Raw genomic sequence first — 25290 nt, 5'->3', positions numbered from 1 at the left:
TCAGAAGAAGATGCGCGCGCCGATCTGCAGGTTGATCGGCAGGTTGTTCTGGCTGGTCACCTTGCCGAAGTTGGCGCTCGTCGGGTTGAGGTCCGGGTTGTTGAAGAACGTCTGGTTCAGCGCGTTGTAGATTTCGAAGTGCAGCTGGGCACGGACCCGCGACGTGAAGTCGAAGCGCTTCACGACGGACATGTCCATGTAGTTGAGCGCCTGCGCCCGAAGGTTGGCCGGGCGGCTGGGCAGCGTGCGGTAGTTCTGCGCCAGCTGGATGCGCGGGTCGTTGCGGCGCTGCGCCTCAGGGATGTCCTGGAAGTAGAAACCGCTCACATCGAACACCGGGTTGTCGACGTTGTCGGTGGAGTAGCTGGTGGTCAGGTCGTTGATGTCGCCGTTGTAGTACACGTTGCCGACCGTCAGCGGACGGCCACTCTGCCACTGCCAGATCGCCGACACGCTCCAGCCGCCGGCGACCGCGTTCAGCAACCCGTTCCAGTCGCTCCCCCACTTGCGCCCGCGACCGAACGGCAGCTCGACGATGCCGTTCAAGACGACGCGGTGCGGGACGTCGACGTCCGAGCGGCGCTTCTCGTAGATGCGGTCCGGCCCGTCCACCGCATTGAGCGTGAAGTTCTGCTCCGTGAAGCGTGAGACGGTGTACGTCGCGAGGAACGAGTAGCCGTCGGTGAAGCGGCGCTCGATGCGGAACTGGCCGGACTGGTAGCTGCTCGTCCCGTCGAAGTTGCGGCTCTGCACCTGCGTGAACTGCGGGTACGGCCGCAGCAACTGGCTCTTGGCCACGTTGGCCGTGTTCAGGTTCGTCCCCGGCAGCAGGCCCGCGAACGGGTTGGACACCGGGGTCGCCAGGTTCGAGATCACCGCGTTGTCGCGGACGTTGCTCGTCGACAGGTACTGGCGCGGGATCCCGTTGATGTCGGTCTCCACCGTGAGGTCGTAGCCCTTGTTGCCGGTGTAGCCAGCCTCGACCACCCAGTTGCCGAACAGCTCGCGCTGGACGTTGACGGCCCACCGCATCGCCTGCGGGTTCCTCGCATCGACATCGGTCGTGTAGCGGTTGAGGTTCTGTCCCACGAAGGTGTTCACCCCCGCGCTGTTGCCCGCCGGCTGGATGACCCCACCCGGCCAGGGCGTGGTCAGGTTGGCCTGGTACGTCAGGCCGCTGTCGTTGGTCACGACGATCGGCGTGTTCTGCGCGTAGCCCGGCTGGAAGATGGCGTAGTCGAACAGCAGGGGCGAGGTGTAGACCGCCCAGCCGCCTCGCAGTACCGTCCGCGAATTGAGCTGGTAGGCGAAGCCGAGGCGCGGCTGCCAGTTGTTCCTGTCGGCGTTCCAGAAGCCCGGGTTCTCGTCGCTGGCAAACGTCACGCCGCCCACGGGATTGAAGGCACTGGCGGCCAGTTCAGGCACCGGACGCAGGGCGTACGCCGCGCGCGCCGCATTGGTGACCGCCAGTTGCGCCGTCGGGTCGAAGCCGCGCACGTTGGCGTTGGCGTCGTCGGTCGGGGCGTTCTCGTACTCGTAGCGCAGGCCGAGGTTGACGGTCAACCTGCTGTTGACCTTCCAGTCGTCCTGGAAGAACACCCCGTGGTACGGGCTGGTGTTGTCGCGACCGGGGGAAATCTCGATGCGGCTGCCCGACTGCGGCAAGCCGAGGAGCATCGCGGCCAGGTCCTGCCCGATCGGGGCGCTCGGAAGGCCGGTGCCGCCGTTGGTGAAGCCGGGGTTGAACTGGTAGATGCCCGCCGCGTGATACGTCGGGTCGTTGTGCTCCTTGTACTGGCGGTAGTCGTAGCCGAGCCGCACCGAGTGGTTGCCGAAGAACTTGGTCACGGTCGGCTGGAACGTGAAGATCTGCGAGGTCGTGCCGCCAGCGTAGGAATCACCGATGGCGCTGTAGGCGCCAGGCTCGATGCGCGGGAAGTACTTGACGCCGCCGAACAGCGACGCCGTGCTGCTCGAGAATCCGAGCGTCGTCGGATCGAAGAGGCCCTGGTTCTGGCGCAGGTTCGGCTCCTGGAACCGCGACCAGCTGCCGCGCAGGTTGAGCACCGTCGTCGGGTTCATCGTCCAGACGTGGTCGGCCGTCACGGCATCGTTGATGCGGTACAGGAAGTTGCCGGTCGGCGTGATGCCGTTCTGCTCGCCCGTCCAGGCGCCACGATACTCGGTGCGGTTGTTGCGCGAGTAGCGCACGAAGGTCTTGTTGTTGTTGTTGAACTGGTGGTCGAACCGGAAGTTGGCCGAGTAGAAGTCGTCGCCGCGCGGGTTGTTGGAGATGTAGTTGTTCTGGCCCTGCGCGTTGCCCGCCTGGTTGGGCAGCGGGTAGTACTTCAGCATCTCCTTGGCGACCGCGTTGATCCGGTTGGCCGGGATGATGTTGCCCGGGAAAGGATCACGCCGCACCTGGCCGTTCTCGAGACGCGCCGTGGCCGGGTCGTAGATGACGATGCCGAGCGGCAGGAGCGCCGAGAAGTCGCCGTTGCGCTGCGCCTCGGTCGGCACGGTGAACTGGCCGGGCTCCGGGAACTGGTCGTAGAGCCACTCGAACGCCGTGAAGAAGAAGGACTTGTTGCGGCCGTTGTAGAACCCGAGGTCCACCGGACCGCCGAACGTGCCACCGAACCGCTTGTAGTCGAGCGCCGCCTTCGGCTGGTTGGCCCGCTCGAGGAAGAAGTCGTTCTTGCCGAGCGACTCGTCGCGGTAGTGGTAGTAGCCGTCGCCGCGGAACGTGTTGGTGCCGCTCTTCATCGTCACGTTGACCGTCGCGCCCGCCGTGTGGCCCTGCTGCGCGTCGAACGTCGCGGTCTCGACCTTGAACTCCTGCACGGCGCCGGCGGGAGGCACGAAGGCCGCGCGTCGACCGTGGGCCATGTTGGGCGAGCCGTCGAGCGTGAACTCGTTGCCGCCAGACGCGCCATTGGACGTGATCGCCGAGGTGCCCGCGTTGTCGAACGGGCGCGAGAACTTGAGGTCGCCGGTGTACACGGTCCCGGCCGCCAGGCGCGTCAGCGTGAAGGGGTTGCCGTCGGAAAGCGGCATCAACTGGATGCGCTGCTCGTCGATGACCTGCCCCTGTGAGGCGCTCCGCGTCTCGAGCAGCGGCGCACCGCCCGAGACGGTGATCGTCTCTTCCAGGCCGCCCACCTCCAGCGTGAAGTCGAGCTCGATCCGGTCGCTGATGCGAACCTCGATGGCCTTCTGCTCGACGCGCTTGAAACCCGTGAGCTCGACGACGATGTCGTAGCGGCCGACCGAGATGAAGGGAATCGAGTACCGACCCTGTTCGTCGGTCACCGCCGTGTTGACCGTGCCGGTGGCCGTGTTGGTCACCGCGACCGTGGTGCCCGGGAGGGCACCGCCCGAGGAGTCGATCACCCGGCCGGCGATGGCGCCGCGCGGGTCCTGCGCCGAGCTGGGCGCACCGAGTCCGATGACACACGCCAGGGCCAGCAGCCAGTGCCAGCCGAGACGACGACGTTGCAGGAGCGTCTGCATTCGAAAACCCTTTCCACCAGTCAAGGCGCCACGAGAGGTCGCACCATTCGCCGTGCTCGACCGTACCAGCGCCGCCGGGATCACGGCGCGCGACGACCCTTGAACCTCTGCGATGACTAGAGCGCGCGGAGTATAGCAAGAAGGCAGGCAACTGGGTACTCGCCGGAGCCCTCCCTGTCGGCAGTGGAATGACCACCTGATCCGTCGTCGGCAACTGCCTTGCAAGTGACGGCACGCATGACCCTGTCGCGCACCTGCACCGGATCCCTCGCCCTCGGCCTGCTGTGGTTGGCAAGCTCGACCTCTCTCGCCAGTCAGGAGCAGGGCCGGGGGCCGGCGGCCACGCCAGCCCAACCGGCGCCAGCCCGGCCAACGCAGCCGGCCAGCGAGCGCCTGGCCCTGCAAGTGGCGCTCGACAGGGCCGGGTTCTCGCCCGGTGCGATCGACGGGGCGGCCGGGCGCATCACGCGCACCGCGCTACAGCACTTCCAGGAGGCGCGCGGGCTGACCTCGTCCGGTGAACTCGACGACGCGACGCGCCAGGCGCTGCCTTCGGAGCCCGCGCTGCTCGACTACACGCTGACCGCCGAGGACGTCGCCGGACCGTGGCGGCCCATCCCCAGCGACATGATGGAAAAGCGCACACTGGAGGCCCTGGCGTATACGTCGCCGCTCGAGCGGCTCGCCGAGCGGTTCCATGCCTCGCCGCGGCTGATCACGCGGCTCAACCCGGCGGTGCGCTGGGAGGCGGGCACCGTCGTGCGCGTGCCCAACGTCGGGCCGTTCGAGCCACCGACCAGGACCGAGACCCGCAAGGTCAACCCACCCGAGGCGGACGCCGTCGCCGACGTGCGTGTGTCGAAGAGTTCGGGCACCCTGACGATCCGGGGCTCTGACGGGCGCCTCCTGTTCTCCGCGCCGGTCACTTCGGGCAGCGAACATGACCCGCTGCCACTCGGCACCTGGAAGGTCACCGCCGTCTACCTGCGCCCCGTCTTCCACTACAACCCGGCGCTCTTCTGGGACGCCGACCCCACGCACGCCAAGGCCAGGCTGGCGGCGGGACCGAACAACCCCGTCGGCCTGGTGTGGATCGACCTCGACAAGGAGCATTACGGGCTGCACGGCACGCCGGAACCCGAGCGCATCGGACGAACCTCCTCGCACGGCTGCGTGCGCCTCACCAACTGGGATGCGATGAGAGTGGCGGCCCTGGTCAAGACGGGCACGCCCGTCCTCTTCGAGCCGTGACGCGCGCCCGGCTCCGAACCGCGGCGTGGACCACCGCGCTGGTGCTGGCGGCGTTCGCGGCCCTGGCCGGCATCGCGACCCTGATGGCACGCATGCACCGGGCCTGGCCCGACGGCGTGACGAGGCGGGAGGAGGCCGTGCCGGTCGCGAAGGTGCCCCTGCCGGGCGATCGCTCCGCCTCGTCAGGGGTGCCGTCGTTGCCGTCGAGGCCAGCGGCGCTGCCCGCTGGCCTCGCCGCCGTGACCGACGCCCTGCGGCAGCGCCAGTTGCTCGTCCCGGTCCGGGGCGTCGAGGCGCAAGACCTGCGATCGACCTTCACCGAGGCGCGAGGGGAGCGCGTGCACGAGGCGCTCGACATCATGGCGCCGGCCGGCACCCCGGTCCAGGCGGTCGAGGACGGCACGGTCGCGCGGTTGTTCACCAGTGCGGCTGGCGGCCTCACGGTGTACCAGTTCGACCCGACCCGCCTGGTCGTCTACTACTACGCCCATCTCGAACGCTATGCGCCCGGCCTGTCCGACGGCACGACGGTGAGGCGGGGCCAGGTCCTCGGCTACGTGGGCAGCACGGGCAACGCCGATCCGGCGGCGCCGCACCTGCACTTCGCCATCAGCGTGCTGGGACCGGAGAAGCGGTGGTGGGAGGGCACGCCGATCGATCCGTACGACGTCTTGCGGTGACGCTGCGGTGGCAATTCGAAACTTGAAGTTTGAAATTGACCGGCGGCCGGCCTCTCGGCCTTGCCGCTCGAAGCATCGCGAGGAGCGGCGGCGAAGCCGCGCCCCACGAGAATTTCCGATTTCCAATTTCGAATTGCCTCCAAACAGCAAGGGCCGCCAGGCATGTCGCCCGGCGGCCCCGTCGTCAAACGTCAAACGTCAAACGTCAAACGTCAGAACGCGTACTTCAGCGCGAAGCGGATCACGCGCTGGTTGCTGGCGCCGGTGATGGTGCCGAACTGCGGGCTGGCCACGTTGGTGTTCGGGTTGTTCCAGGCCGGCGTGTTGGTCAGGTTGAACGCGTCGGTGCGGAACTCGAAGAAGCGGTAGCTCTGGCCGAACGTGAAGCGCTTGACGAGCGAGAAGTCCAGCGCGGTGAAGCCGGGTCCACGCATGCCGCTGCCGTTGCGCACCGTGTTGCCGAAGGTCGCCGCGGCCGGCTGCGCGAAGGCGCTGCGGTCGAAGTAGTACACGTTCGGCCCCTTGTCGCCGATGATCGTGGGCTCGGCCACCCGGTCGGCGTAGAGCGTGTTGCCCGGCGCACGCAGGAGCGCACCGTCGGCCGTCACGCTCAGCGGCGTGCCGCTCATCAGGGTCAGCAGGCCCGAGGCCTGCCAGCCACCCAGCACCTTGCGCAGGACGGCGTTGTCGGCGTCGCGGAAGAAGGGCATGTCGACGACGAAGCTGGTCACCCAGGTGTGCCGGCGGTCGAAGCCCGCGAGGCCGTAGCTGAGTTCCCAGTCGGCGGGCGTCGAGATGCCGCCGTTGTCATCGGCGAAGTTGCGCGCGCGGCCGTACGTGTAGCTGTTGGTCACCAGGATGCCGTTGAGGAACCGGCGGTCGACCTTGGCCTGCAGCGAGTGGTAGTCGCTGCGCTCGGGCACGCGCGAGGGCACGTCGGCCGTGCGGCCGAACGGCGCGAACAGGGGCCGACCGGCCTGGTCCTGTCCGAGCACCGTCGCGGCATTGAGGTTGTAGCTGTAGAGCATGTCCACGCCCTTGTTGCCGACGTAGGCCACTTCACCCGTGAAGCCCCACGGCAACTGGCGCTGGTAGGCGACGTTCCACGAGTGGAGGATGCCGCCGAACAACGTCTCCGGGATGGCGAACAGGCCCGAGTTGCGCAGGAACGGCTGGTCCACCGGCACGATGCCGCTGCTCGGGATGTCCACCGTGCCCTGCACGGGGAAGCCGGTCGCCAGCGACCCGCCCTGCGTGAAGGCGTTGGTCGCCTGCAGCAGCACGTTGCCCTTGGTCGGGTAGTTGAACGCGTACGAGTTGTCGGGGTACGGCGCCGTGCTCGCGCCATAGCCGGCGCGCAGCACGTCCTTGTCGCTCAGGCGGATGGACACGCCGGTGCGCGGGTTGAAGTTCCAGGTCCGCGTCGTCGCGCCGAGGTCGTTCGGGATGTCGCCGTAGCCCGAGACCCGGAGCGTGTTGTTGGAGGTGTCGTAGGTCGACAGGCCGCCCTTCTCGACGATGCCGGTGAAGGGCGTGTAGTACTCGTAGCGCACGCCGAGGTCGACCGTGATGTTCGAGCGCACCTGCCACTTGTCGTGCACGAAGAAGAAGTACTGCTGGTGCTTGGTGCCGGGCTCGTCGATGAACGGCACGTCGCGGCGGACGTCGTTGGCGTAGTCGAGCATGAAGCTGGCCAGCGAGTTGGCGACGTTGTTGCGGATGGCCGCCGCGTCGGTCGGCGACGAAGTGCCCGAGCCGTTGTAGGAGAAGGTGCCGCGCGGGCCGCCGAAGTCCTGCGTCTGCAGCAGGAAGTCGCGGTTGCGGCGGAGGTCGGCGCCGAACTTCACCGAGTGGTTGCCGGCCAGCTTGGTCAGCGTCGTGGCGAACGTCCAGGTGGTCTCGCCGCGGTCCCAGGGCAGCGAGTTCGAGAAGCCGACCACCGGGTTGCTGTAGTTCTGGATGTTGACCGACATGATGCCGGACGTGAAGTCGTTCAGGTTCACGCCGGGCACGCCGAGATCGGCGGCCGTCGTGAGGCCCTGGCCCGTCGAGTTGGCGACGTTGCTGTACTTGGTGAGCCCGCCGCGGACTTCCATCACGAGGGTGTTGGTCCACGTGCGCGTCCAGTTCAGGCCGGTCACGAACGTGTCGTTGGTGCCCAGGCCCGCGAACCCGCCGTTGGCCGGGCCGCCCACGTCATCGCCGTAGGGCGACGGATCGAGCACCGTGGGACGCATGAAGCTGAAGCGCGGCGCGAGCTGGTCGCGGGCGCTGGCCTGCCAGTTCACCTTGATGTCGAACTGGTCGGTGCGGCGCTCGCGGATGGCGGTCGACTCGTAGTTCGGCTGGCCGATCGGCTGGTTCGGGATGTTGGGCAGCGGCACCTTCGCGAGCACCGCCTTGGCGATCGGGCTGACGCGTCCCGCCGGAATCACGTTGTTGGCAAACGCACTGCGGTTGTTGCCGGCGGCATCGCCCGTCAGCGGATCGCGGATGACCGTGTTGGTGGCGCTGCTGAAGTCGCCGTTGCGCCACTCGGCCGGCGGCACGAAGAACCGGTACACCTTGCCGAGGTCGTCGTTGGTGCGCTGGTAGTCGCCGAAGTAGAACAGCCTGTTCTTGCGGATCGGGCCGCCGACCACGAAGCCGAACTGGTTGTAATTGATGTCGGGCTTGGTCGTGGCGTAGTACGGCGTGGCGTTGAGCGACTCGTTGCCGTGGAACCAGAAGGCGCTGCCCCGCAGGTCGTTGGTGCCGGACTTGAGGGTGACGTTGGTGACCGCGCCGCCGGCGCGCCCGAACTCCGCGTCGAAGTTCGAGGTGCTCACCGACACCGTCTCGAGCGCGTCGGCCGACGGGATCAGCACCGTCAGCAGGCCCGTGCGGTGGGTGTTGTCGATGCCCTCCATCTGCACGTTGTTGGCCAGGCGGCTCTGGCCGTTGACCTTGCTCTCGAGCGAATCCTGCGAGTTGAAGAACTCCGAGTGCGGGCGGGTGGGACGCGTCGCGCCCGGCACGGTCGCCCACATGCCCTGGAAGTTGCGGTTGAAGCCGAGCGGCATCGCCGCGATCGCCTCGCCCTCGATGATGCGGCCCGTGTCGGCGCGGTCGGTCTGCAGCGCCGGCGCCTCGGTGGTGACCGTGAGCGTCTCGCTCAGGTCGCCGACCTCGAGCTTGAAGTCGGCGCGGATCGTCGTGTTGACGTCCACCTGGACGTTCTCGCGCACGGCCTTCTTGAAGCCCGCGAGCTCGGCCTCCACCTTGTAGACCCCCGGCTGCACGTTCGGGAACGTGTAGTTGCCCGACTCGTTGGTCACCGTGTTCTGCGAAAGGTTGGTCCGGATCTCGGTGATCGAGATCGTCGCGCCGGGGACGGCCGCCCCCGACGTATCGGCAACGTTGCCGAGGATGCCGCCGCGGGCTGCCTGCGCGCGAGCCGGGGTGACGGAGGCCGTCACCCCAAGCAGTGCCAGGAGACCGCAAGCCAGCCATTGAAGCCGACGTGCCCTGAACATGTCGTCACTCTCCGCGGCGCGCACGGCGAGGCCGGCCGCCTGCATCACGATGAATCCCGGTTCCGCGTCGCGCGGTCACCGTCAGCACCGGTGTGGTTTGACCAATGTCGATGACTCGGGACTGTAAGGCAGGGCTATTCCCAAGTCAAACGGCGGCACCGGTGGGCGGGGCGTCCACGGACGGCCGCTGGCGTGACCAGTTCGCCATGGCAGGCGGCCCCGCGGGGCCGCGATGATCGCGGTACGATGGGCCTCACATCATGGCTCCCGTCGCTTCCGAAGCCGCCCCCCTCTCGGCGTATGCCATCCAGGTCGATGCCCGTGACAACGTCGCCGTCGCCAGGGTCCCGGTGCCCCGTGGCACCCGGGTGCTCCTCGGTGAGGCCACCGTCGAGGTCCTCGACGACATCACGCCCGGGCACCGGTTCGCCCTCGCGGCCATCCCCGAGGGCCAGTTCGTGCGCCAGTACGGCCAGCCGATCGGCACCTCGAAGGGCGTTGCCCTGGGGGCGCTGATCTCGCGCGCCAACATGTCCAACGACGTGCCGGTGGTGCGCGAGTTGGCCGACGACCTGCACACGCCCGCCCCCGACTACGTGCCCGAGGCGCAGCGCGCCACGTTCATGGGCTACCACCGCCCCGACGGGCGGGTCGGCATCCGCAATTGGGTGCTGATCGTGCCCACCAGCATGTGCGCCGCGCACGAGGCGGTGCAGATCGCCACCGTGGCCGAGTTCACGCTGTTCGACAGGGCGAAGTACCCCAACGTCGACGGCGTGGTCGCCATCCCGCACAACAAGGGGTGCGGCTGCTCCGACGGCTCCAACATCGAGGTGATGCTCCGCACGCTGGCGGCCTACGCCGAGCACCCCAACGTCGGCGGCGTCGTCTTCATCGGCCTCGGGTGCGAGAAGACGAACCTGACGGTGATGGAGCAGTACCTGTCGGACCTGCACCGGCCGCTGAACAAGCCGGTGGCGCGCATCGGCATCCAGGAGGCGGGCGGGACGCAGGGCTCGGTGAAGCGCGGGCTCGAGGCGGTCGAGGCGATGCTGCCGGTCGTCGACCAGATCACCCGCCAGCCGGCGCCGATCAGCAAGCTGTCCCTCGGGGTGAAATGCGGCGGATCGGACGGCTTCTCGGGGCTCTCGGCCAACCCGGCCCTCGGCCGCGCCGCCGACGAACTGGTGCGGCAGGGCGGCACCGTGCTGATCACCGAGGTCCCCGAGTTCTGCGGCGCCGAGCACATCCTCGCCTGGCGCGCCAGGGACGCCGAGACGGGGCGCGCCGTGTACGCGATGGTCGACTGGTACAAGGACTACGCCGCCAAGTTCGGCACGGTGCTGAACGAGAATCCGAGTCCGGGCAACGTCGCCGGCGGCCTGCTCAACATCACCATCAAGTCGCTCGGCGCGATCGCCAAGGCGGGGACCACGCGCGTCGAGGGCGTGGTGGGCTACGCCGAGCAGCCGCCGGGGCCGGGCCTCTACCTGATGCAGGGGCCCGGCTACGACCAGGAGTCGACGCCCGGGCTCATCGCGTCGGGCGCGCAACTGGTGGTCTTCACGACCGGTCGTGGCACGACAATCGGCAACGCCATCGCCCCGGTGCTCAAGCTGGCCTCCAACAACGCGATCTACGAGCGGATGAAGAACGACCTCGACCTGTCGGCCGGCGACATCATCGACGGGACCAGGTCGATCGACGAGGTCGGCCTCGAGGTCTTCGAGCACGTCCGCCGGGTGGCCAGCGGCGAGATCCTCGGCAAGTCCGAGGAGAACAAGCATCGCGAGTTCCAGGTGTGGGCGGAGCAATCTGTCAGCTTGTAATTTGAGATTGGAAATTTGAAATTGAACGGGGCCCGCGGCTTCGCCGCTAGGCCCGCGAGGCCTTCGGCAGGTCTTTCGACCCACGTGCACATGAATTTCGAATTTCAAATTTCCAATTGCGGGAGGCACGCGTGAGGGCCGCCGTCCTGACCGCGCCCGGCGTGATGGCGGTCCGCGAGATCGGGGACCCCGAGGTCGGGCCGCGCGACGTGGTAGTGCGGGTGACTGGCGTCGGCTTGTGCGGCACCGACTTCCACATCTTCGAGGGGCACGCCAACTACCATACCGACCGGCTGGGACGGCCCATCCCGTTCGACGTGTCGCCGCAGGTGCTCGGGCACGAGGTGGCCGGGGTCGTGGAGGCGCGGGGCGCCGAGGTCCGCGACCTCGCGGTCGGCGACGCCGTGGTGCTCGACCAGGGCCGCAACTGCCTGAGTGCCGGCACGCACCCGCTCTGCGAGTACTGCGCCACCGGCGACTCGCACCAGTGCGAGACGTACGGCGAACACGGCATCACCGGACTGCAGGGCGGGTTGGCCGAGGTGATCGTGGTGCCGGCGGTCAACGCCGTGAAGCGTGGCGCCACGTTGCCGGCCGAGCAGGCCGCCCTGACCGAGCCACTGGCCTGCATCATCCACGCGCACGACGCCGTGCGACAGGCCTCGGCGATTGCCCGCTATCGCTTGCAGGATCCCGACCCGTCCGCCCGCGTGCGGTCGGTGCTGATCGCCGGCGCCGGCCCGGCCGGCCTGCTGTTCCTGCAGCACCTCCGGAAGGTCGTCGGCTTCGAGGGGCGGATCCTCGTGAGCGAGCCCAATGCCACCCGGCAGGGGCTGGCGCGCCACTACGGCGCCGACGAGGTGATCGACCCGCTCGGCACCGACGTCGTGGACGCCACGCTGACGCTGACCGGCGGCCGGCGCGTGGAGTACCTGATCGACGCCTCCGGCAGCGCGCAGGTGTTCAGGCAGATGCCGGGGCTGGTGCGCAAGCAGGCGACGGTGCTGCTGTACGCCCACGGGCAGTCCGGCGTCGACATCGGGGTGCTGAACACGCTGATGTTCCGCGAGCCGACGCTGGTGTCGCCCGTGGGCGCGTCAGGCGGGTTCGACGCCGACGGGCGGCCGTCGGTGTATCGTCAGTCGCTCGCGCTGCTCGAGTCGTCGGCGATCGACGTGAGTCGCATCGTGACGCATCGCTACCACGCCCTCGACGAGGTGCCGCAGGCGTTCGGCAGCGACGATCGCCGCGCCGCCGACTACGTGAAGGGCGTGTACGCCCCGCTGTAGCCGTCGGCCTTGGCCGACGGATGGAGGGCGCGGATCGCGGATCGGGAATCGCGGATCGGGACGGTGGTGGGGGCGACTCGCCGAGTCGACCCCTACCGCTGCCCTGTCGGCCATCTCATCGCTTGGGAGATCACAACGTGCGCATTCAACGTGGGCTGACGGCCCTCCTGCTGGCCATGACGATGGCCGGCTGTGGCGGGGCGAAGGACGAGGCCCAGACGACCAAGGACCTGAAGGCGACCGGCGGCCTGCATGTCGCGGTGATCCCCAAGGGCACGACCCACGAGTTCTGGAAGAGCATCCACGCCGGGGCGATCAAGGCGCAGCGCGAGTACGAGGCGCAAGGCGTGCCGGTGCGCCTGACGTGGAAGGGCCCGATCCGCGAGGACGACCGCGAGCAGCAGATCCAGGTCGTCGAGGGCTTCCTGAGCCAGGGCGTCAACGGCATCGTGCTGGCGCCGCTCGACGCCAGTGCGCTGGTTCGTCCGGTGCAGGAGGCCAGGCAGGCCGGCATCCCCACCGTGGTGATCGACTCTGCGCTGGCCTCGCAGGACGCGGTGAGCTTCGTGGCGACCGACAACGAGAAGGGCGGCGCGCTGGCGGCCGACCGTCTCGGCACGCTGCTCGGCGGCAAGGGCCGCGTGCTGGTGCTGCGGTACCAGGAAGGGTCGGCCAGCACCGAGGCGCGCGAGCGCGGCTTCCTCGACCGGATGAAGGCGCAGTATCCGGGCGTGCAGATCGTGTCGTCGGACCAGTACTCCGGGCCGACGCGCGACACGGCCAAGCGCGCCGCCGAGAACCTCCTCAACCGCTTCGGCAACCAGGTGGACGGGATCTTCACGCCCAACGAGTCCTCCACCGCGGGCATGCTGCTGGCGCTGCAGGACGTCGGCAAGGCGGGGCAGGTGAGGTTCGTCGGCTTCGACGCCAGCGAGGCGTTCATCACCGCGATGCGCAACAAGCAGCTCGACGGCGTGGTGCTGCAGAACCCGTTCGAGATGGGCTACCAGGGGCTGAAGACGATCGTGGCGCACCTGCGCGGCGAGAAGATCGAGCCGCGCGTCGACACGGGCGTCATGATGGTCACCCCCGAGAACCTCGACGCCGACGCGAGCAAGGCGCTGCTGAACCCGCCGCTGGCGGAGTATCTGAAGTAACGTTTGACGTTTAACGTTTGACGATTGATGTCCGACGTTTGATGTCGGACGCCTGCGAAGAAGGTAGGGCCGGCTCTCCGAGCCCGGCCCTGTGAACGCTGCATGCAGAGGGCCGCGTTGGGACAACGGGCCCTACCACCCACACCCCGGGCGACTCCCGACTCCCGACCCCGTGCTCTCCCTCACCGACATCAAGAAGCACTTCGGGGCCACCCGCGCGCTCGACGGCGTGACGCTGCAGGTGCGCCCCGGCCGCGTCCACGCGCTGGTCGGCGAGAACGGCGCCGGCAAGTCGACCTTGATGAACGTCATCGCCGGTGGCCTGCGCGCCGACGACGGGTCGATGACGATCGGCGGGGCCGCGTACCGGCCGGCTGGGCCGCTCGAGGCGCGGCAGGCGGGCATCGCGCTGATCCACCAGGAACTCTCGCTGTGTGACCACCTCACGGTGGCCGAGAACATCCTGCTCGGGCGCGAGCCGCGTCGCGCCGGACGCTACGACCGTGCCGCGGCGCGGGTCGAGGCGGCGCGCGTGCTGGCCCCGTTCCACCACCCCGAGCTGCACCCCGATCGTGGCGTTGCCGACCTGCCCATCGCCGCGCGGCAGGTGGTCGAGATCTGCCGGGCGGTGTCGGCCGACGCCAAGGTGGTGCTGATGGACGAGCCGACGAGCAGCCTTCCGCGCGAGGACGTCGAACGGCTGTTCGATCTGATCCGGCGGCTACGGGCCAGCGGCGTGGCCGTGGTGTACATCAGTCACTTCCTCGAGGAGGTGCGGGCGATTGCCGACGACCTCACCGTGCTGCGGGATGGCCGGACGGTGTGGACGGGCACGGTCGACGCCCTCTCCGACACGCAGATCATCAGCCACATGGTCGGGCGCGACGTCGCCGAGCTGTTTCCGACCCGGCGCGTGCCGGTCGGCGACACCGTGCGCCTCGAGGCCGAGGACGTGCGCGTCGAGGGACGCGTGCGTCAGGCGTCGCTGCGGGTGCGCGCTGGCGAGATCCTGGGCATCGCCGGCCTGGTCGGGGCCGGCCGCACCGAGTTGTTGCGCGGGCTGATGGGGCTCGAGGACCGACCCGTGCACGGACGGCTCGCCGTCGACGGCCGCGACGTGCCCGTCGCGCGCAAGGCGCCGTGGGAACGCCTGGCCGCCGGCCTCGGCTACCTGAGTGAGGACCGCAAGGGCGAGGGCCTGACGCTGCCGATGTCGATCGCCGACAACATGACCTGCACGCGGTACGGCGCGATCAGCCGCCGCGGGATCCTCGACGGGCCGGCGCAGCGAAGGGAGGGCGACCGCTGGATCGACGTGCTGAAGGTGAAGGCGCGCACGTCGGCGCAGGCGGTGCGCACGCTGTCGGGCGGCAACCAGCAGAAGGTTGCCGTCGGGCGCCTGCTGCACCAGCAGGCCACCGTCTGGCTGCTCGACGAGCCGACCCGAGGCGTCGACGTCGGCAGCAAGGTGCAGCTCTACGAGGCCATCGCCCGTGCGGCCGACCAGGGCTGCGCCGTGGTGATGGTCAGTTCCTACCTGCCCGAGCTGTTCGGGCTGTGTGACTCGCTGGCGGTGATGAGCCGCGGCACGCTGACGCCGGCGCGGCCGCTGGCCGAGTGGACGCCCGAGTCGGTGATGGCGGCGGCGATCGGGACGGCACAGTGAAATTGCGGGATTTCACAATTGCACAATCTCACCGCCAGCTCGGCACCTCGAAGGTTGGCGGTGGGCTGACATTCCCGAAATTCCTGGAATTCCTGAAATTCTGAGACTGCCATGCTCTCGACGCTTCGTGCCCGTCTCTCCGTGCTGGCGCCCATCCTCGGGCTCGTGCTGGTGATCGGCATCTTCGCCGCCCTCAGCGACGACCCGGCGCAGTACCTGTCGCCCCGCAACCTGCGCATCGTCTTCGCGCAGACGGTCATCGTGGCGCTCGGCGCGATCGGCATGACCTTCATCATCGTCAGCGGCGGCATCGACCTGGCGGTCGGGTCGACGATCGCCCTGGCGGGCGTGGTGACCGCCCTCGGACTGCGCGATGGCTACCCGCCGCTGGCGGCGATCCTGGCCGGCGTCGTGACGGGCGGGGTGGTGGGGCTGGTCAACGGCCTGGCGATCACGCGGCTCAAGGTGCTGCCCTTCATCGCCACGCTGGGCATGCTGGGCATCGCCCGGGGCGTGGCCAAGTGGCTCGCCGACCAGCAGACGGTCAACGCGCCCGCCACGTGGGTCAACGAGCTGGCCGTGACCTTCCCGACGCCGTCCTGGCTGCTCGTGGCGCCGGGCGTGTGGGTCTCGCTGGTGCTCGCCATCGCGGCGACCTTCCTGCTCCAGCAGACCGTGTTCGGGCGTCGCGTCTTCGCGCTCGGCAGCAACGAGGCGGCGGCGCGCGCCTGCGGCGTGCAGACCGATCGCCTGAAGGTGTGGATCTACGGCCTCGCCGGGCTGCTGTTCGGGCTGTCGGGCGTGATGCAGATGTCGCGGTTGCGGCAGGGCGATCCGACCGTGGCGATCGGCACCGAACTCGATGTGATCGCCGCCGTGGTCATCGGCGGCGGCAGCCTGTCGGGCGGCGAGGGCACGATCGCCGGGTCGTTGATCGGTGCCCTGGTCATGGCGTTCCTGCGCAATGGCAGCCAGCAGATGGGCTGGCCCAACTACGTGCAGGAGATCATCATCGGCATCATCATCGTGCTCGCCGTCGCCGCCGATCGGGCGCGACGCGCGAAGCAGGCATAGCAATTTCAGAGTTTCAGAATTTCAGAATTTCACGGCGTTCAGACACCAGGCGAGCGTCTCGACGCGTGTGGCCTTGCCTGTGAATTCCGCAATTCTGAAATCCTGCAATTCTGAAATTCTGCAATTCTCAGATCTGCGACCACGGCTGCGGTGAGAGGTACGTCGACGTCGCGCCCGACATGATCGCGGCGTCCTTGTATTCCTCCTTCTGCGACAGCACCTTCCAGTCGGGATCGTTGCGGAACGCGTTCCACTGCTGCTCGCGCTCGGCCATGTTCGCGTAGGTGAGCATGTACTCGAACTGCGGCAGCCGCACGCCGTAGAGGGTCTGGCCGAAGAACACGGGCGTCAGGCCGACCTTGCGGAAGATGGCCAACTCGCCGCCGGTGTCGAACATCTCGATCTTCTTCAGGCCGGCCATCTGGCTGGGCGCCTCGTAGCGACGGATCTCCAACAGGCGGGGCTTGCTGGTGTCGGGCGCCTTGATCTGCGGCATGCCCTCGAAGGCCAGCAGCAGCGCGCTCTCCACGCGATCGAACGCCGGCCGATCGGCTGGGGCGTCGAGGAAGGGCGCGCCGGCCTTCACGTACGCGGCGTCGCTCATCAGGCGACGACCGAGGGTGACGGCCGAGTCGGCCGTGGCGTGCGGGATCAGCACCACGCACGTCGGCGGCTCGCCCGTCGTGACGTCGAACATGCCGACCGGGCCGAGGCCCAGGCGCGTGAGCGCCGGCAGCAGCGCGTCCTTGAGATACGCGCGCGTCGTGTCGCGCATGTAGCCGGTGCGGATGCGGTAGCGGCGGAGCTCGTAGAGCTGGCGGCTCGCGGCCCCGGGAGTCTGGGCGGCGCCGGTGCCGCCCGTCAGGGTGAGGGCGGCGGCCGGGGTGGTGGAGAGGAAGTCGCGTCGGGTCATGGCGCGACAAGTCTGGTCCGCGGCGGCCGCGGGAGCAACTCCCCGCTGCCGACCGTCGACTCCCGACTCCCGACTCCCGAGTCCCGACTCCCGACTCCCGACTCCCGTCTCCCGACTCCCGTCTCCCGACTCCCGACTCCCGTCCTTTACGCTACAATCCGCGCACGCCGAACCGTCTCCCCATGCAACGCGCGTCGCGGCATGGGCGCAGGCACGGCGGGGAAGCCCATGCGACGACTGCTCACGCTCCTGTGCCTCGGCCTGTTCACCTCCGCCTGTGGCGGCGGGTCCTCCACGCCGGCGCCGGCCGGGCCGAAGACGCTCCGGTTCGCCGTCATCCCCAAGGCCCTCGACATCCCGGTCTTCAACTACGCGCGCATCGGCGCCGAGCGCAAGGCCAAGGAACTGGGCAACATCGAGGTGATCTGGCGGGCGCCCGAGTCGGCCGACCAGCTTCGCCAGAAGGAAGTGCTCGAGTCGTTCATCTCGCAGCGCGTCGACGGCATCGCCATCTCCTGCACCAATGGCGACTTCCTCGCGCCGGTCATCGACAAGGCCATCGCCGCCGGCATCCCCGTGATCACCTGGGACGCCGACGCGCCGACCTCGCAGCGCATGGCCTACTACGGCGTCGACGACTTCAAGGCCGGCCAGCGACTGGCCCAGGAAGCCGTGGACGCCCTCGGCGGCAAGGGCAAGGTCGCCCTGATGACCAGCCTCGGCTCCTACAACCTCCAGCGTCGCCTCGACGGCGTGAACGACGTGCTCAAGCAGCACGCCGGGGTGACGATCGTCGAGACCTTCGACGTCAAGGAGGACATCGTCCGCGCCGGCGAGATCATCGCGACGGCGACCAACCGGTACCCGGACCTCGATGCGTGGATTTCGGTCGGCGGCTGGCCGATCATGACGCGTAACGCCCTCGAGCCGGTCGACACGGCGCGCACCCGCGTCTTCAGCTTCGACACGATCCCGCCGGCTCCCGAGCTCCTCAAGGCCGGGAAGGTGCACACGCTGGTGGGGCAGAAGTACTTCGGGTGGGGCAGCGAGGCGATCCGCCTGCTCTCCGAGATCAAGGCCGGCCGGATGCCGCCCCAGAAGGTCATCGACTCGGGCGTGGACGTGGTGAACCGCGCCAACGTCGACGCCTACCTGGTCGAGTGGAACAAGCTCGAACGCGGCCAGTAGCCACACGGCTGCCGGCCGGTCGACGTCGTGTGGTCGCCGGCCTGCTCGGCCTCGCCGTGCTCGCCGCGGCGCCGACGCGCCCGGCAGCCCAGCCGCCCTCGCACGTCCGCGTCGCCTTCGACGAGCCGTTGCGGGTGTGGGACGGGTTCGGCGTCAATTACGTCCAGTCCGCGCAGACGCCCGATCCCCGGACATCGCCACAGGATTTCGGCGGCGCCAGCGTCCTGTCCGAGGCCAGCCGTCGCGAGTTGATCGACCTCGTGTTCGGCAGGGACGGCTTGCAGCCCGACCTCCTCAAGCTCTGGATCCTCCCGTTCCACGAGCCGGTCAACGACAACGCGGATCCGGAGCGCACGGACGCGAAGCGCATCGACCTGTCGGTCGGCACCGAGTGGATGCGCTGGTTCGCCCGCGAAGGCGCGGCCGCGACACGGGCCCGCGGTGGCGCCTTGCAGATCCTCGCGACCCTCTATGGCCCTCCCGGGTGGATGACGCGGCAGGGGACGTTGCGCGGACGCGACCTCGATCCCGCGATGGACCTCGAGCTTGCCGAGTATCTCGCCGCGTACGTCGGGGGACTCGCCAAGGAGGAAGGCCTGACGGTGCGATGGGTCAGCCTGCACAACGAGGGCGAGCACGCCATCCGCTATGCCGAGGCCGGCGAAGCCTCGGGCAGGCTGGCCGGGCACGACTACAACCTGTTCTGGACGCCGGCGCAGGTGACCCGCCTGCTGTGCACCGTGCGGAGCTACTTCGACCGGCACGGGCTCGAGCGCGTCGGCCTCACCCCTGGTGAGACCACTTACTGGACCTGGCTCCGTCCCATCGCCGCGGCCATCGTCGCCGACCCTTGCGCGGCGCGCAGCATCGGGTTGGTCACCAGTCACGGCTTCGACGCGGGGGGCGATCCCACGGCTGACTGGTACGCGCCACTCTGGGCTCATGCCGACCCGCGCCCGCTCGCCTGGCTGCGGGCCTCGCGCCCCGACCTTCACGCCTGGGTGACGTCCGCGCGGTGGGGCGCCGACGTGCCGGCCGGGGGCGCGACCACGCCCCGCATGGCCTTCGATTTCCTCGAGAGCATCCGGCGGCATGTGTACGAGGTCGGCGTCAACGGGTACATCCCGTGGGCCGTCGTCCAGCGCTGGAGCCAGTGGCAGACCGACGGACAGGTGCCCAACAAGGGCGCCGGCTTCCTCGTCGGCGACGATGGCCGCCTCACGGTGCAGCGGGGCTTCCACCTGTACCGCCACCTGACGCGCGCCGGGCGCGCGGGCATGAGGGTCGCGCGTGTGGCGTCCGACGATCCGTGGATCATTCCCTTCGCGTTTGCGCGCGGCGACGCCGGTGTCCCGTCGGCGTTCGTGCTGGCCAATGCGTCGTGGTATGCGGTGCCCCTCGAGGTGCACGTGTCGGGGACCGACGCGCGACGGCTCGTCGGGCGACGCACGGTGACCGACCTCCTGCCGGCACGGCACTGGGTGGGGCCGCGGCCGACCCCCGAGACGTGGCAGCCCCTGCCCGACGTGCCGGTCTCGGCGGCCGGCGTCGCGACGCTCACGCTGCCGCCGATGTCCGTGGTCACGTTCTGGGAGGCGGCCGGGTCGTTACCGTAGGGCTCGAGCCGGAACGCGGGATTCCGCGACGCCCCTGATACACTGCCCCTCCCGATGAGTGCGTTGGCATTCGAGGACGTCAGCAAGCACTTCGGCGGCGTGAAGGCGCTGCGTGGCGTGAGCCTGTCCATCGCCGCCGGCGACGCGCACGCCCTGATGGGGGAGAACGGCGCGGGCAAGAGCACGCTGATGAAGATCGCCGCGGGCATCCACCGCCCCGACGGCGGCCGCCTCCTGCGCGACGGGCAGCCCGTCGACCTGGTGGACCCGCGCGCGGCGCTCGATCACGGCATCGGGCTGGTCCACCAGGAGACGCTGCTGTTCCCGAACCTCGACGTGGCCGAGAACATCTTCGCCGGCCACGAAGTGGTGCGCGGCTGGCTCGTCGATCGCCGCGCGATGCACGACCGTGCCGCGGCGCTCCTCGCGCAGCTCCACCTGAACGTCGACCCATCGACGACGGTGTCGCACCTCAGCGCGGCGCAGCAGCAACTGCTGCAGGTGGCGCGTGCCCTGGCGTTCGACTGCCAGGTGCTGATCCTCGACGAGCCGACCACGGCGCTCACCGACGCCGAGGTCGACCACCTGTTCGCCGTGCTCGAGCGCCTGCGCAGCCGCGGCGTCACGCTGATCTACGTGTCGCATCGCCTGCCCGAGGTGTTCCGCCTGTGCAACACCGTGTCGGTGCTGCGCGACGGCCAGCATGTGGGCACATGGCCGATCGCGGGCAAGAAGCCGCAGGACATCGTGCGCGCGATGGTCGGCCGCGACCTCGAGACCGGTCACGGCGAGGGCAAGGTCGGCGACCGCGTCCGCCTGCAGGTGACGGGCCTGACCCGACGCCCCCACTTCGAGGCTGTCGACCTGCAGGTGCGCGAGGGCGAGATCGTCGGCCTGTTCGGCCTGATCGGCGCCGGGCGCACCGAGGTCGTCGAGACGGTCTTCGGCCTGCACCGACCGCAGGCCGGGACGATGGCGGTCGATGGCGCGCCGTTCGCGCCACGCAACCCTGCCGAGGCGGTGCGGCGCGGCGTGGTGCTGCAGCCCGAGATGCGGCAGTCGCAGGGGCTGTTCTTCAACCTGCCGATCAGCGAGAACCTGGTGCTGGCCCGCGAAGCCGCCCGCGACGGGTGGCGTCGACGACCGGGGCGCGAGCGCGCCGAGTGCGAGGCCCTCGTGAAGCGCTGGGGCATCAAGGCGGCCTCGATCGACGTGCCGCCCGACGCGCTGAGCGGCGGCAACCAGCAGAAGGTCGTGCTGGCCAAGTGGCTGGCCACCGGGCCGCGCGTGCTGCTGCTCGACGAGCCCACCAAGGGCGTCGACGTCGGCGCCAAGCACGACATCCACCACCTGATTCGCGAGGAGGCCGCCCTCGGCATGGCGTGCCTCGTCGTCTCGAGCGACCTGCCCGAACTGCTGGCCCTCGCCGACCGCATCGTCGTCCTCAAGCAGGGGCGCGTGCAGGGCGAGGTGCTGCGCGGGGCTTCCGAGGAAGACGTGATGCATCTGGCCACCCGCGCCGAGGAGACCGACGCGGCATGAACCCTGCCTTGCAAACCGCCATCAGCGAGGGCAGCCGGAGCGTGCCGGCCCCCCCGGCTGCCGGCCCGGTCCGCCCGCCACAGCCGTGGTGGCGGGCGATCGTGCGCACGCGCGAGCTCAGCACGCTGTTCATCCTGCTGGCCGAGATTGCGTTCTTCACCTGGTACCTCTGGCCCGACGGCGGCGGGCGGCATCCGTTCTTCAACGGCGAGAACGGGCTGCTGATCCTCAAGTACTCGGCGATCTACGGCATCGCGGCCGTCGGCGCCTCGATGGTGATCATCTCGGGGGGCGTCGACCTCGCGCCGGGGGCCGTGATCGCGCTGACGACGGTCGTTCTCGGCTACCTGTTCCTCGAGGGCGGCTGGTCGCTGCCGGCCTCGATCCTGGCCGGCCTGGGCGTCGGCGCCATCGCCGGCGCGATCAGCTCCGCGCTGGTGGTGCTGGTGCGCCTGCCGCCGTTCATCGCGACACTGGGGGTGATGGGCATCACGCGCGGCCTGGCCTACATCGTCACCGAGGGCCGCTTCTTCGACGTGTCGGCGCGGATTCCGCCGGGCTGGGCGCCGCTCGGCGTGCCGCTGGACTGGCTCGCGCCGATCGTGATGGTGGTGCTGACCGTGGTGTTCCACCTGTTCATGCGCCACGTGCAGGCCGGCCGCGCGGTGTTCGCGGTGGGCGGCAACGAGGTGGCGGCCCGCTACACGGGGATCCAGGTCGGACGCATCAAGACGATGGTCTACATGGTGTCCGGGGTCCTGGCCGCGCTGTCGGGCGTGATCCTGGTGCTCGGCCAGGGCCAGGGCAAGGCCGACCTCGCCAATGGCTACGAGCTCGACATCATCGCGTCGGCCGTGGTGGGCGGCGCCAGCCTCTCCGGCGGCCGCGGCTCGGTGGTCGGGGCGGTGCTCGGCACGTTGATCTTCGGCGTCCTCCGCAACGCCCTCCCGCAGGTCCCTGGCGCCACCTTCTACGACCGCCTGATCGTCGGCCTCGTGGTGGTGGTGATCGTCGTCGTCGACCAGATGCTGGCGCGCCGGGAAAACTAGCGCGAGGAAGGGTAGAAGGTAAGGAGAGTAGAAGAGCAGAAGGCAAACCGGGAAGGCGGAAGGCCCGGAAGCGCGAAGCCTTGACGGTCGAAGGGGCCCCTCGCCTTCTTTCCCCCATCCACCTTGCGGTGGCTTCGCCCTTCCCGCCCTGCCTTTTTCCTTCTGCCCTTCTACTCTTCTTTCCTTCCGCTTTGATACGATCGGGCCCGATGGCCATCGATTCCTTCAAGACCCGGCGTACCCTCACGGTCGGTAGCGAGACCGTTCACTACTACAGCCTGCCCGCCCTCGAGGCGGCCGGGTTCCCCGGGGTGGCGAAGCTCCCGTATTCGCTCCGCATCCTGCTGGAGAACCTGCTGCGGCGCGAGGACAACGCGTTCGTCAAGAAGGACGACGTGGCGACGCTGGCAGGGTGGGACGTCAAGGGCGGCGCCGAGCGCGAGATCGCCTTCATGCCGGCCCGGGTGCTCCTGCAGGACTTCACGGGCGTGCCCGCCGTGGTCGACCTCGCCGCCATGCGTGACGGCGTCGTCAAGCTGGGCGGCGACCCGTCGCGCGTCAACCCGCTGCAGCCGGTGGAGCTGGTCATCGACCACTCCGTGCAGGTGGATCACTTCGGCCAGGGCGACAGCTTCGCGCTCAACGTCGACCTCGAGTACCAGCGCAACGGCGAACGCTACGAGTTCCTGCGCTGGGGCCAGAACGCGTTCTCGAACTTCCGCGTCGTCCCGCCGGGGACGGGCATCGTCCACCAGGTCAACGTCGAGTACCTCGCGCGCGTCGTCTGCCGCGAGGACATCGACGGCCAGACGTACGTGTACCCGGACACCCTCTTCGGCACCGACTCGCACACGACGATGGTCAACGGCCTCGGGGTGGTGGGCTGGGGCGTCGGCGGCATCGAGGCCGAGGCCGCGATGCTGGGCCAGCCCTCGTCGATGCTGATCCCGGACGTCGTCGGCTTCAAGCTGACCGGCCGCCTGCAGGAAGGCATCACCGCCACCGACCTGGTGCTGACGATCACCGAGCGCCTCCGCAAGCACGGCGTCGTCGGCAAGTTCGTCGAGTTCTACGGCCCCGGGCTGAGCCACCTCACGATTGCCGACCGCTCGACGATCGGCAACATGTCGCCCGAGTACGGCTCGACGATCGCTATCTTCCCGATCGACGACATGACGCTCGACTTCCTGCGGCTCACCGGCCGCTCGGAGGCGCAGATCGCGCTCGTCGAGGCGTATGCGAAGGCGCAGGACCTGTTCCGCACCGAGGCGACCGTCGACCCGGTCTACACGACGACGATCGAGCTCGATCTGGCGACGGTGGAGCCCAGTCTCTCCGGGCCGCGTCGTCCTCAGGACCGCGTGCCGCTGAAGGACGCCAAGGGGTCGTTCGGCAAGTCGCGCGACGCGATGCTCGCCGAGCCGAAGAAGAAGGGCAGCGGCGGCGGCACTGCCGCGGCCGTCGCCGTGCAGGCGCCGGCGTGGGCCGACCAGCTCGATCACGGCGCGGTCGTCGTGGCGGCCATCACCAGCTGCACCAACACGTCGAACCCGAGCGTGATGATCGCCGCGGGCCTGGTGGCGAAGAAGGCGGTGGAGAAGGGCCTCACCAGCAAGCCATGGGTGAAGACCTCGCTCGCGCCCGGCTCGCAGGTGGTCACCGAGTACTACGCCAAGTCCGGCCTCAACACGTACCTCGACGCCCTCGGCTTCAACCTCGTCGGCTACGGCTGCACGACCTGCATCGGCAACAGCGGCCCGCTCCCCGACGAGGTCTCGGCGCTCATCGAGGAGAAGGACCTCGTGGTCTGCTCGGTGCTGTCGGGCAACCGCAACTTCGAGGGGCGCATCCAGCCGCTGGTGCGCGCCAACTACCTCGCGTCGCCGCCGCTGGTCGTCGCCTACGCGATTGCCGGCTCGCTGACCGTCGACATCACCACCGAGCCGCTGGGCATCGGCAAGGACGGCCAGCCGGTGTACCTCAAGGACGTCTGGCCGACGCAGCAGGAAATCCAGCAGACGATGCTGTCGGCCGTGCAGTCGGAGATGTACCAGCGTCGCTACGCCGACGTGTTCAAGGGCGACGAGCGCTGGCAGCAGCTGCCGGCGCCGCAGGGCGACCGCTTCGAGTGGAAGGGGGCGTCGACCTACATCGCCAACCCGCCGTACTTCGAGGGCATGGAGCTCGAGCCCAAGCCCATCACCGACGTGAAGGGCGCGCGCGTCCTCGCGTTGCTCGGCGACAGCGTGACGACCGACCACATCTCTCCGGCCGGCTCGATCAAGGCCGACAGCCCGGCGGGCAAGTACCTCATCGCCAACGGCGTGCAGCCGCGCGATTTCAACCAGTACGGCGCCCGTCGCGGTCACCACGAGGTGATGATGCGCGGCACGTTCGCCAACATCCGCCTCCGCAACCAGGTCGCACCGGGCACCGAGGGCGGGGTCACGCTCTACATGCCCGGCGACGAGCAGATGAGCATCTACGACGCCGCGATGAAGTACCAGTCGGCCGGCGTGCCGCTGATGGTCATCGCGGGCAAGGAGTACGGCTCCGGCTCGTCGCGCGACTGGGCGGCCAAGGGCACGCGCCTGCTCGGCGTCCGGGCGGTGATCGCGGAGAGCTTCGAGCGCATCCACCGCAGCAACCTGGTCAACATGGGCGTCCTGCCGCTCCAGTTCAAGGACGGCGAGAGCGCGGCCAGCCTCGGGCTCACCGGACGCGAAGTGTTCGACATCGCCCTCGCCTCGCTCAAGCCGCGCGGCGAGCTGGCCATCACGGCCACGGCGGAGGACGGCACCAGCAAGACGTTCACCGTGCGCGTCCGCGTCGACACGCCCGAGGAACTGACGGCCTATCGGCACGGCGGGATCCTGCCGTACGTCGTGCGCCAGCTCGTCAAGAAAGCGTAGCTGCCGGACTCGTCCGGCAGCCTCCCGGCCTTGGGCCATCGGCCGTCGGCCTTGGAAGAGCACACAGCGGTGTCGGAGCGTTCCGGCGCCGCTGTG

The 25290-nt window shown here is 69.1% G+C and carries 15 protein-coding genes; 12 read left to right on the top strand and 3 right to left on the bottom strand.

Going from position 1 to position 25290, the window contains the following annotated elements:
* Positions 1-3513, bottom strand: coding sequence for a TonB-dependent receptor (locus TBR22_RS17685; protein WP_239489172.1), 3513 nt, complete (start codon positions 3511-3513; stop codon positions 1-3).
* A gap of 237 nt (positions 3514-3750) precedes the next feature.
* Between TBR22_RS17685 and TBR22_RS17680 the strand changes: the two genes are divergently transcribed.
* Positions 3751-4764: a L,D-transpeptidase family protein gene (locus tag TBR22_RS17680; RefSeq protein WP_239489171.1), complete on the top strand. Its 1014-nt coding sequence runs from the start codon at positions 3751-3753 to the stop codon at positions 4762-4764.
* Positions 4761-5444 carry a M23 family metallopeptidase gene (locus TBR22_RS17675; protein WP_239489170.1) on the top strand — a complete coding sequence of 228 codons (684 nt, stop codon included), beginning with the start codon at positions 4761-4763 and terminating at the stop codon, positions 5442-5444. The genes TBR22_RS17680 and TBR22_RS17675 overlap by 4 nt, the downstream gene beginning before the upstream one ends.
* A gap of 212 nt (positions 5445-5656) precedes the next feature.
* Here the strand turns inward: TBR22_RS17675 and TBR22_RS17670 are convergent, their stop codons facing one another.
* Positions 5657-8902, bottom strand: a complete 3246-nt coding sequence (locus TBR22_RS17670; RefSeq protein WP_239489169.1) for a TonB-dependent receptor — start codon at positions 8900-8902, stop codon at positions 5657-5659.
* A gap of 317 nt (positions 8903-9219) precedes the next feature.
* On the opposite strand from TBR22_RS17670, the gene TBR22_RS17665 reads away from it, so the two are divergent.
* From TBR22_RS17665 to TBR22_RS17645, 5 genes are all read left to right on the top strand, one after another.
* A complete protein-coding gene (locus TBR22_RS17665; RefSeq protein ID WP_239489168.1) occupies positions 9220-10788 on the top strand; it encodes a UxaA family hydrolase in 1569 nt (522 codons plus the stop codon).
* Between the two features lie 131 nt (positions 10789-10919).
* Positions 10920-12077, top strand: a complete 1158-nt coding sequence (locus tag TBR22_RS17660; protein ID WP_239489167.1) for a zinc-binding dehydrogenase — start codon at positions 10920-10922, stop codon at positions 12075-12077.
* Between the two features lie 137 nt (positions 12078-12214).
* Positions 12215-13234, top strand: coding sequence for a substrate-binding domain-containing protein (locus tag TBR22_RS17655; protein WP_239489166.1), 1020 nt, complete (start codon positions 12215-12217; stop codon positions 13232-13234).
* A gap of 172 nt (positions 13235-13406) precedes the next feature.
* Positions 13407-14900, top strand: a complete 1494-nt coding sequence (locus TBR22_RS17650; RefSeq protein ID WP_239489165.1) for a sugar ABC transporter ATP-binding protein — start codon at positions 13407-13409, stop codon at positions 14898-14900.
* A gap of 111 nt (positions 14901-15011) precedes the next feature.
* Positions 15012-15974, top strand: a complete 963-nt coding sequence (locus TBR22_RS17645) for an ABC transporter permease (protein ID WP_239489164.1) — start codon at positions 15012-15014, stop codon at positions 15972-15974.
* Between the two features lie 127 nt (positions 15975-16101).
* On the opposite strand, the gene TBR22_RS17640 is transcribed toward TBR22_RS17645, so the two are convergent.
* Positions 16102-16887: an NIPSNAP family protein gene (locus tag TBR22_RS17640; protein WP_239489163.1), complete on the bottom strand. Its 786-nt coding sequence runs from the start codon at positions 16885-16887 to the stop codon at positions 16102-16104.
* A gap of 228 nt (positions 16888-17115) precedes the next feature.
* Between TBR22_RS17640 and TBR22_RS17635 the strand changes: the two genes are divergently transcribed.
* The 5 genes from TBR22_RS17635 to acnA all read left to right on the top strand — a co-directional run bounded on the left by TBR22_RS17635 (position 17116) and on the right by acnA (position 25194).
* The gene (locus tag TBR22_RS17635) at positions 17116-18075 is read left to right on the top strand and encodes a substrate-binding domain-containing protein (RefSeq protein ID WP_239489162.1); all 960 of its coding nucleotides are present in this window, start codon (positions 17116-17118) and stop codon (positions 18073-18075) included.
* Between the two features lie 29 nt (positions 18076-18104).
* Positions 18105-19691, top strand: a complete 1587-nt coding sequence (locus TBR22_RS17630) for a hypothetical protein (protein ID WP_239489161.1) — start codon at positions 18105-18107, stop codon at positions 19689-19691.
* A gap of 54 nt (positions 19692-19745) precedes the next feature.
* Positions 19746-21233, top strand: coding sequence for a sugar ABC transporter ATP-binding protein (locus TBR22_RS17625; RefSeq protein WP_239489160.1), 1488 nt, complete (start codon positions 19746-19748; stop codon positions 21231-21233).
* Complete coding sequence (locus TBR22_RS17620; protein WP_239489159.1) at positions 21230-22282, top strand: ABC transporter permease; 1053 nt, start codon at positions 21230-21232, stop codon at positions 22280-22282. Before TBR22_RS17625 ends, TBR22_RS17620 begins: the two co-directional genes overlap by 4 nt.
* A gap of 209 nt (positions 22283-22491) precedes the next feature.
* A complete protein-coding gene (gene acnA, locus TBR22_RS17615) occupies positions 22492-25194 on the top strand; it encodes an aconitate hydratase AcnA (protein ID WP_239489158.1) in 2703 nt (900 codons plus the stop codon).
* Positions 25195-25290: the final 96 nt, after the last annotated feature.

It is taken from the genome of Luteitalea sp. TBR-22 (genome assembly GCF_016865485.1).
Lineage (GTDB): Bacteria > Acidobacteriota > Vicinamibacteria > Vicinamibacterales > Vicinamibacteraceae > Luteitalea.
The sequence above is the reverse complement of the archived record's forward strand: the minus strand, read 5'-3'. Positions and strand labels throughout refer to the sequence as shown.

What these genes read in the sequence shown, in the direction of transcription:
- TBR22_RS17685 (WP_239489172.1), bottom strand. Translation starts at nt 3,513, where the DNA reads ATGCAGACGCTCCTGCAACGTCGTCGTCTCGGCTGGCACTGGCTGCTG.
- TBR22_RS17680 (WP_239489171.1), top strand. Translation starts at nt 3,751, where the DNA reads ATGACCCTGTCGCGCACCTGCACCGGATCCCTCGCCCTCGGCCTGCTG.
- TBR22_RS17665 (WP_239489168.1), top strand. Translation starts at nt 9,220, where the DNA reads ATGGCTCCCGTCGCTTCCGAAGCCGCCCCCCTCTCGGCGTATGCCATC.
- TBR22_RS17645 (WP_239489164.1), top strand. Translation starts at nt 15,012, where the DNA reads ATGCTCTCGACGCTTCGTGCCCGTCTCTCCGTGCTGGCGCCCATCCTC.
- TBR22_RS17640 (WP_239489163.1), bottom strand. Translation starts at nt 16,887, where the DNA reads ATGACCCGACGCGACTTCCTCTCCACCACCCCGGCCGCCGCCCTCACC.
- TBR22_RS17635 (WP_239489162.1), top strand. Translation starts at nt 17,116, where the DNA reads ATGCGACGACTGCTCACGCTCCTGTGCCTCGGCCTGTTCACCTCCGCC.
- TBR22_RS17625 (WP_239489160.1), top strand. Translation starts at nt 19,746, where the DNA reads ATGAGTGCGTTGGCATTCGAGGACGTCAGCAAGCACTTCGGCGGCGTG.
- TBR22_RS17620 (WP_239489159.1), top strand. Translation starts at nt 21,230, where the DNA reads ATGAACCCTGCCTTGCAAACCGCCATCAGCGAGGGCAGCCGGAGCGTG.
- acnA (WP_239489158.1), top strand. Translation starts at nt 22,492, where the DNA reads ATGGCCATCGATTCCTTCAAGACCCGGCGTACCCTCACGGTCGGTAGC.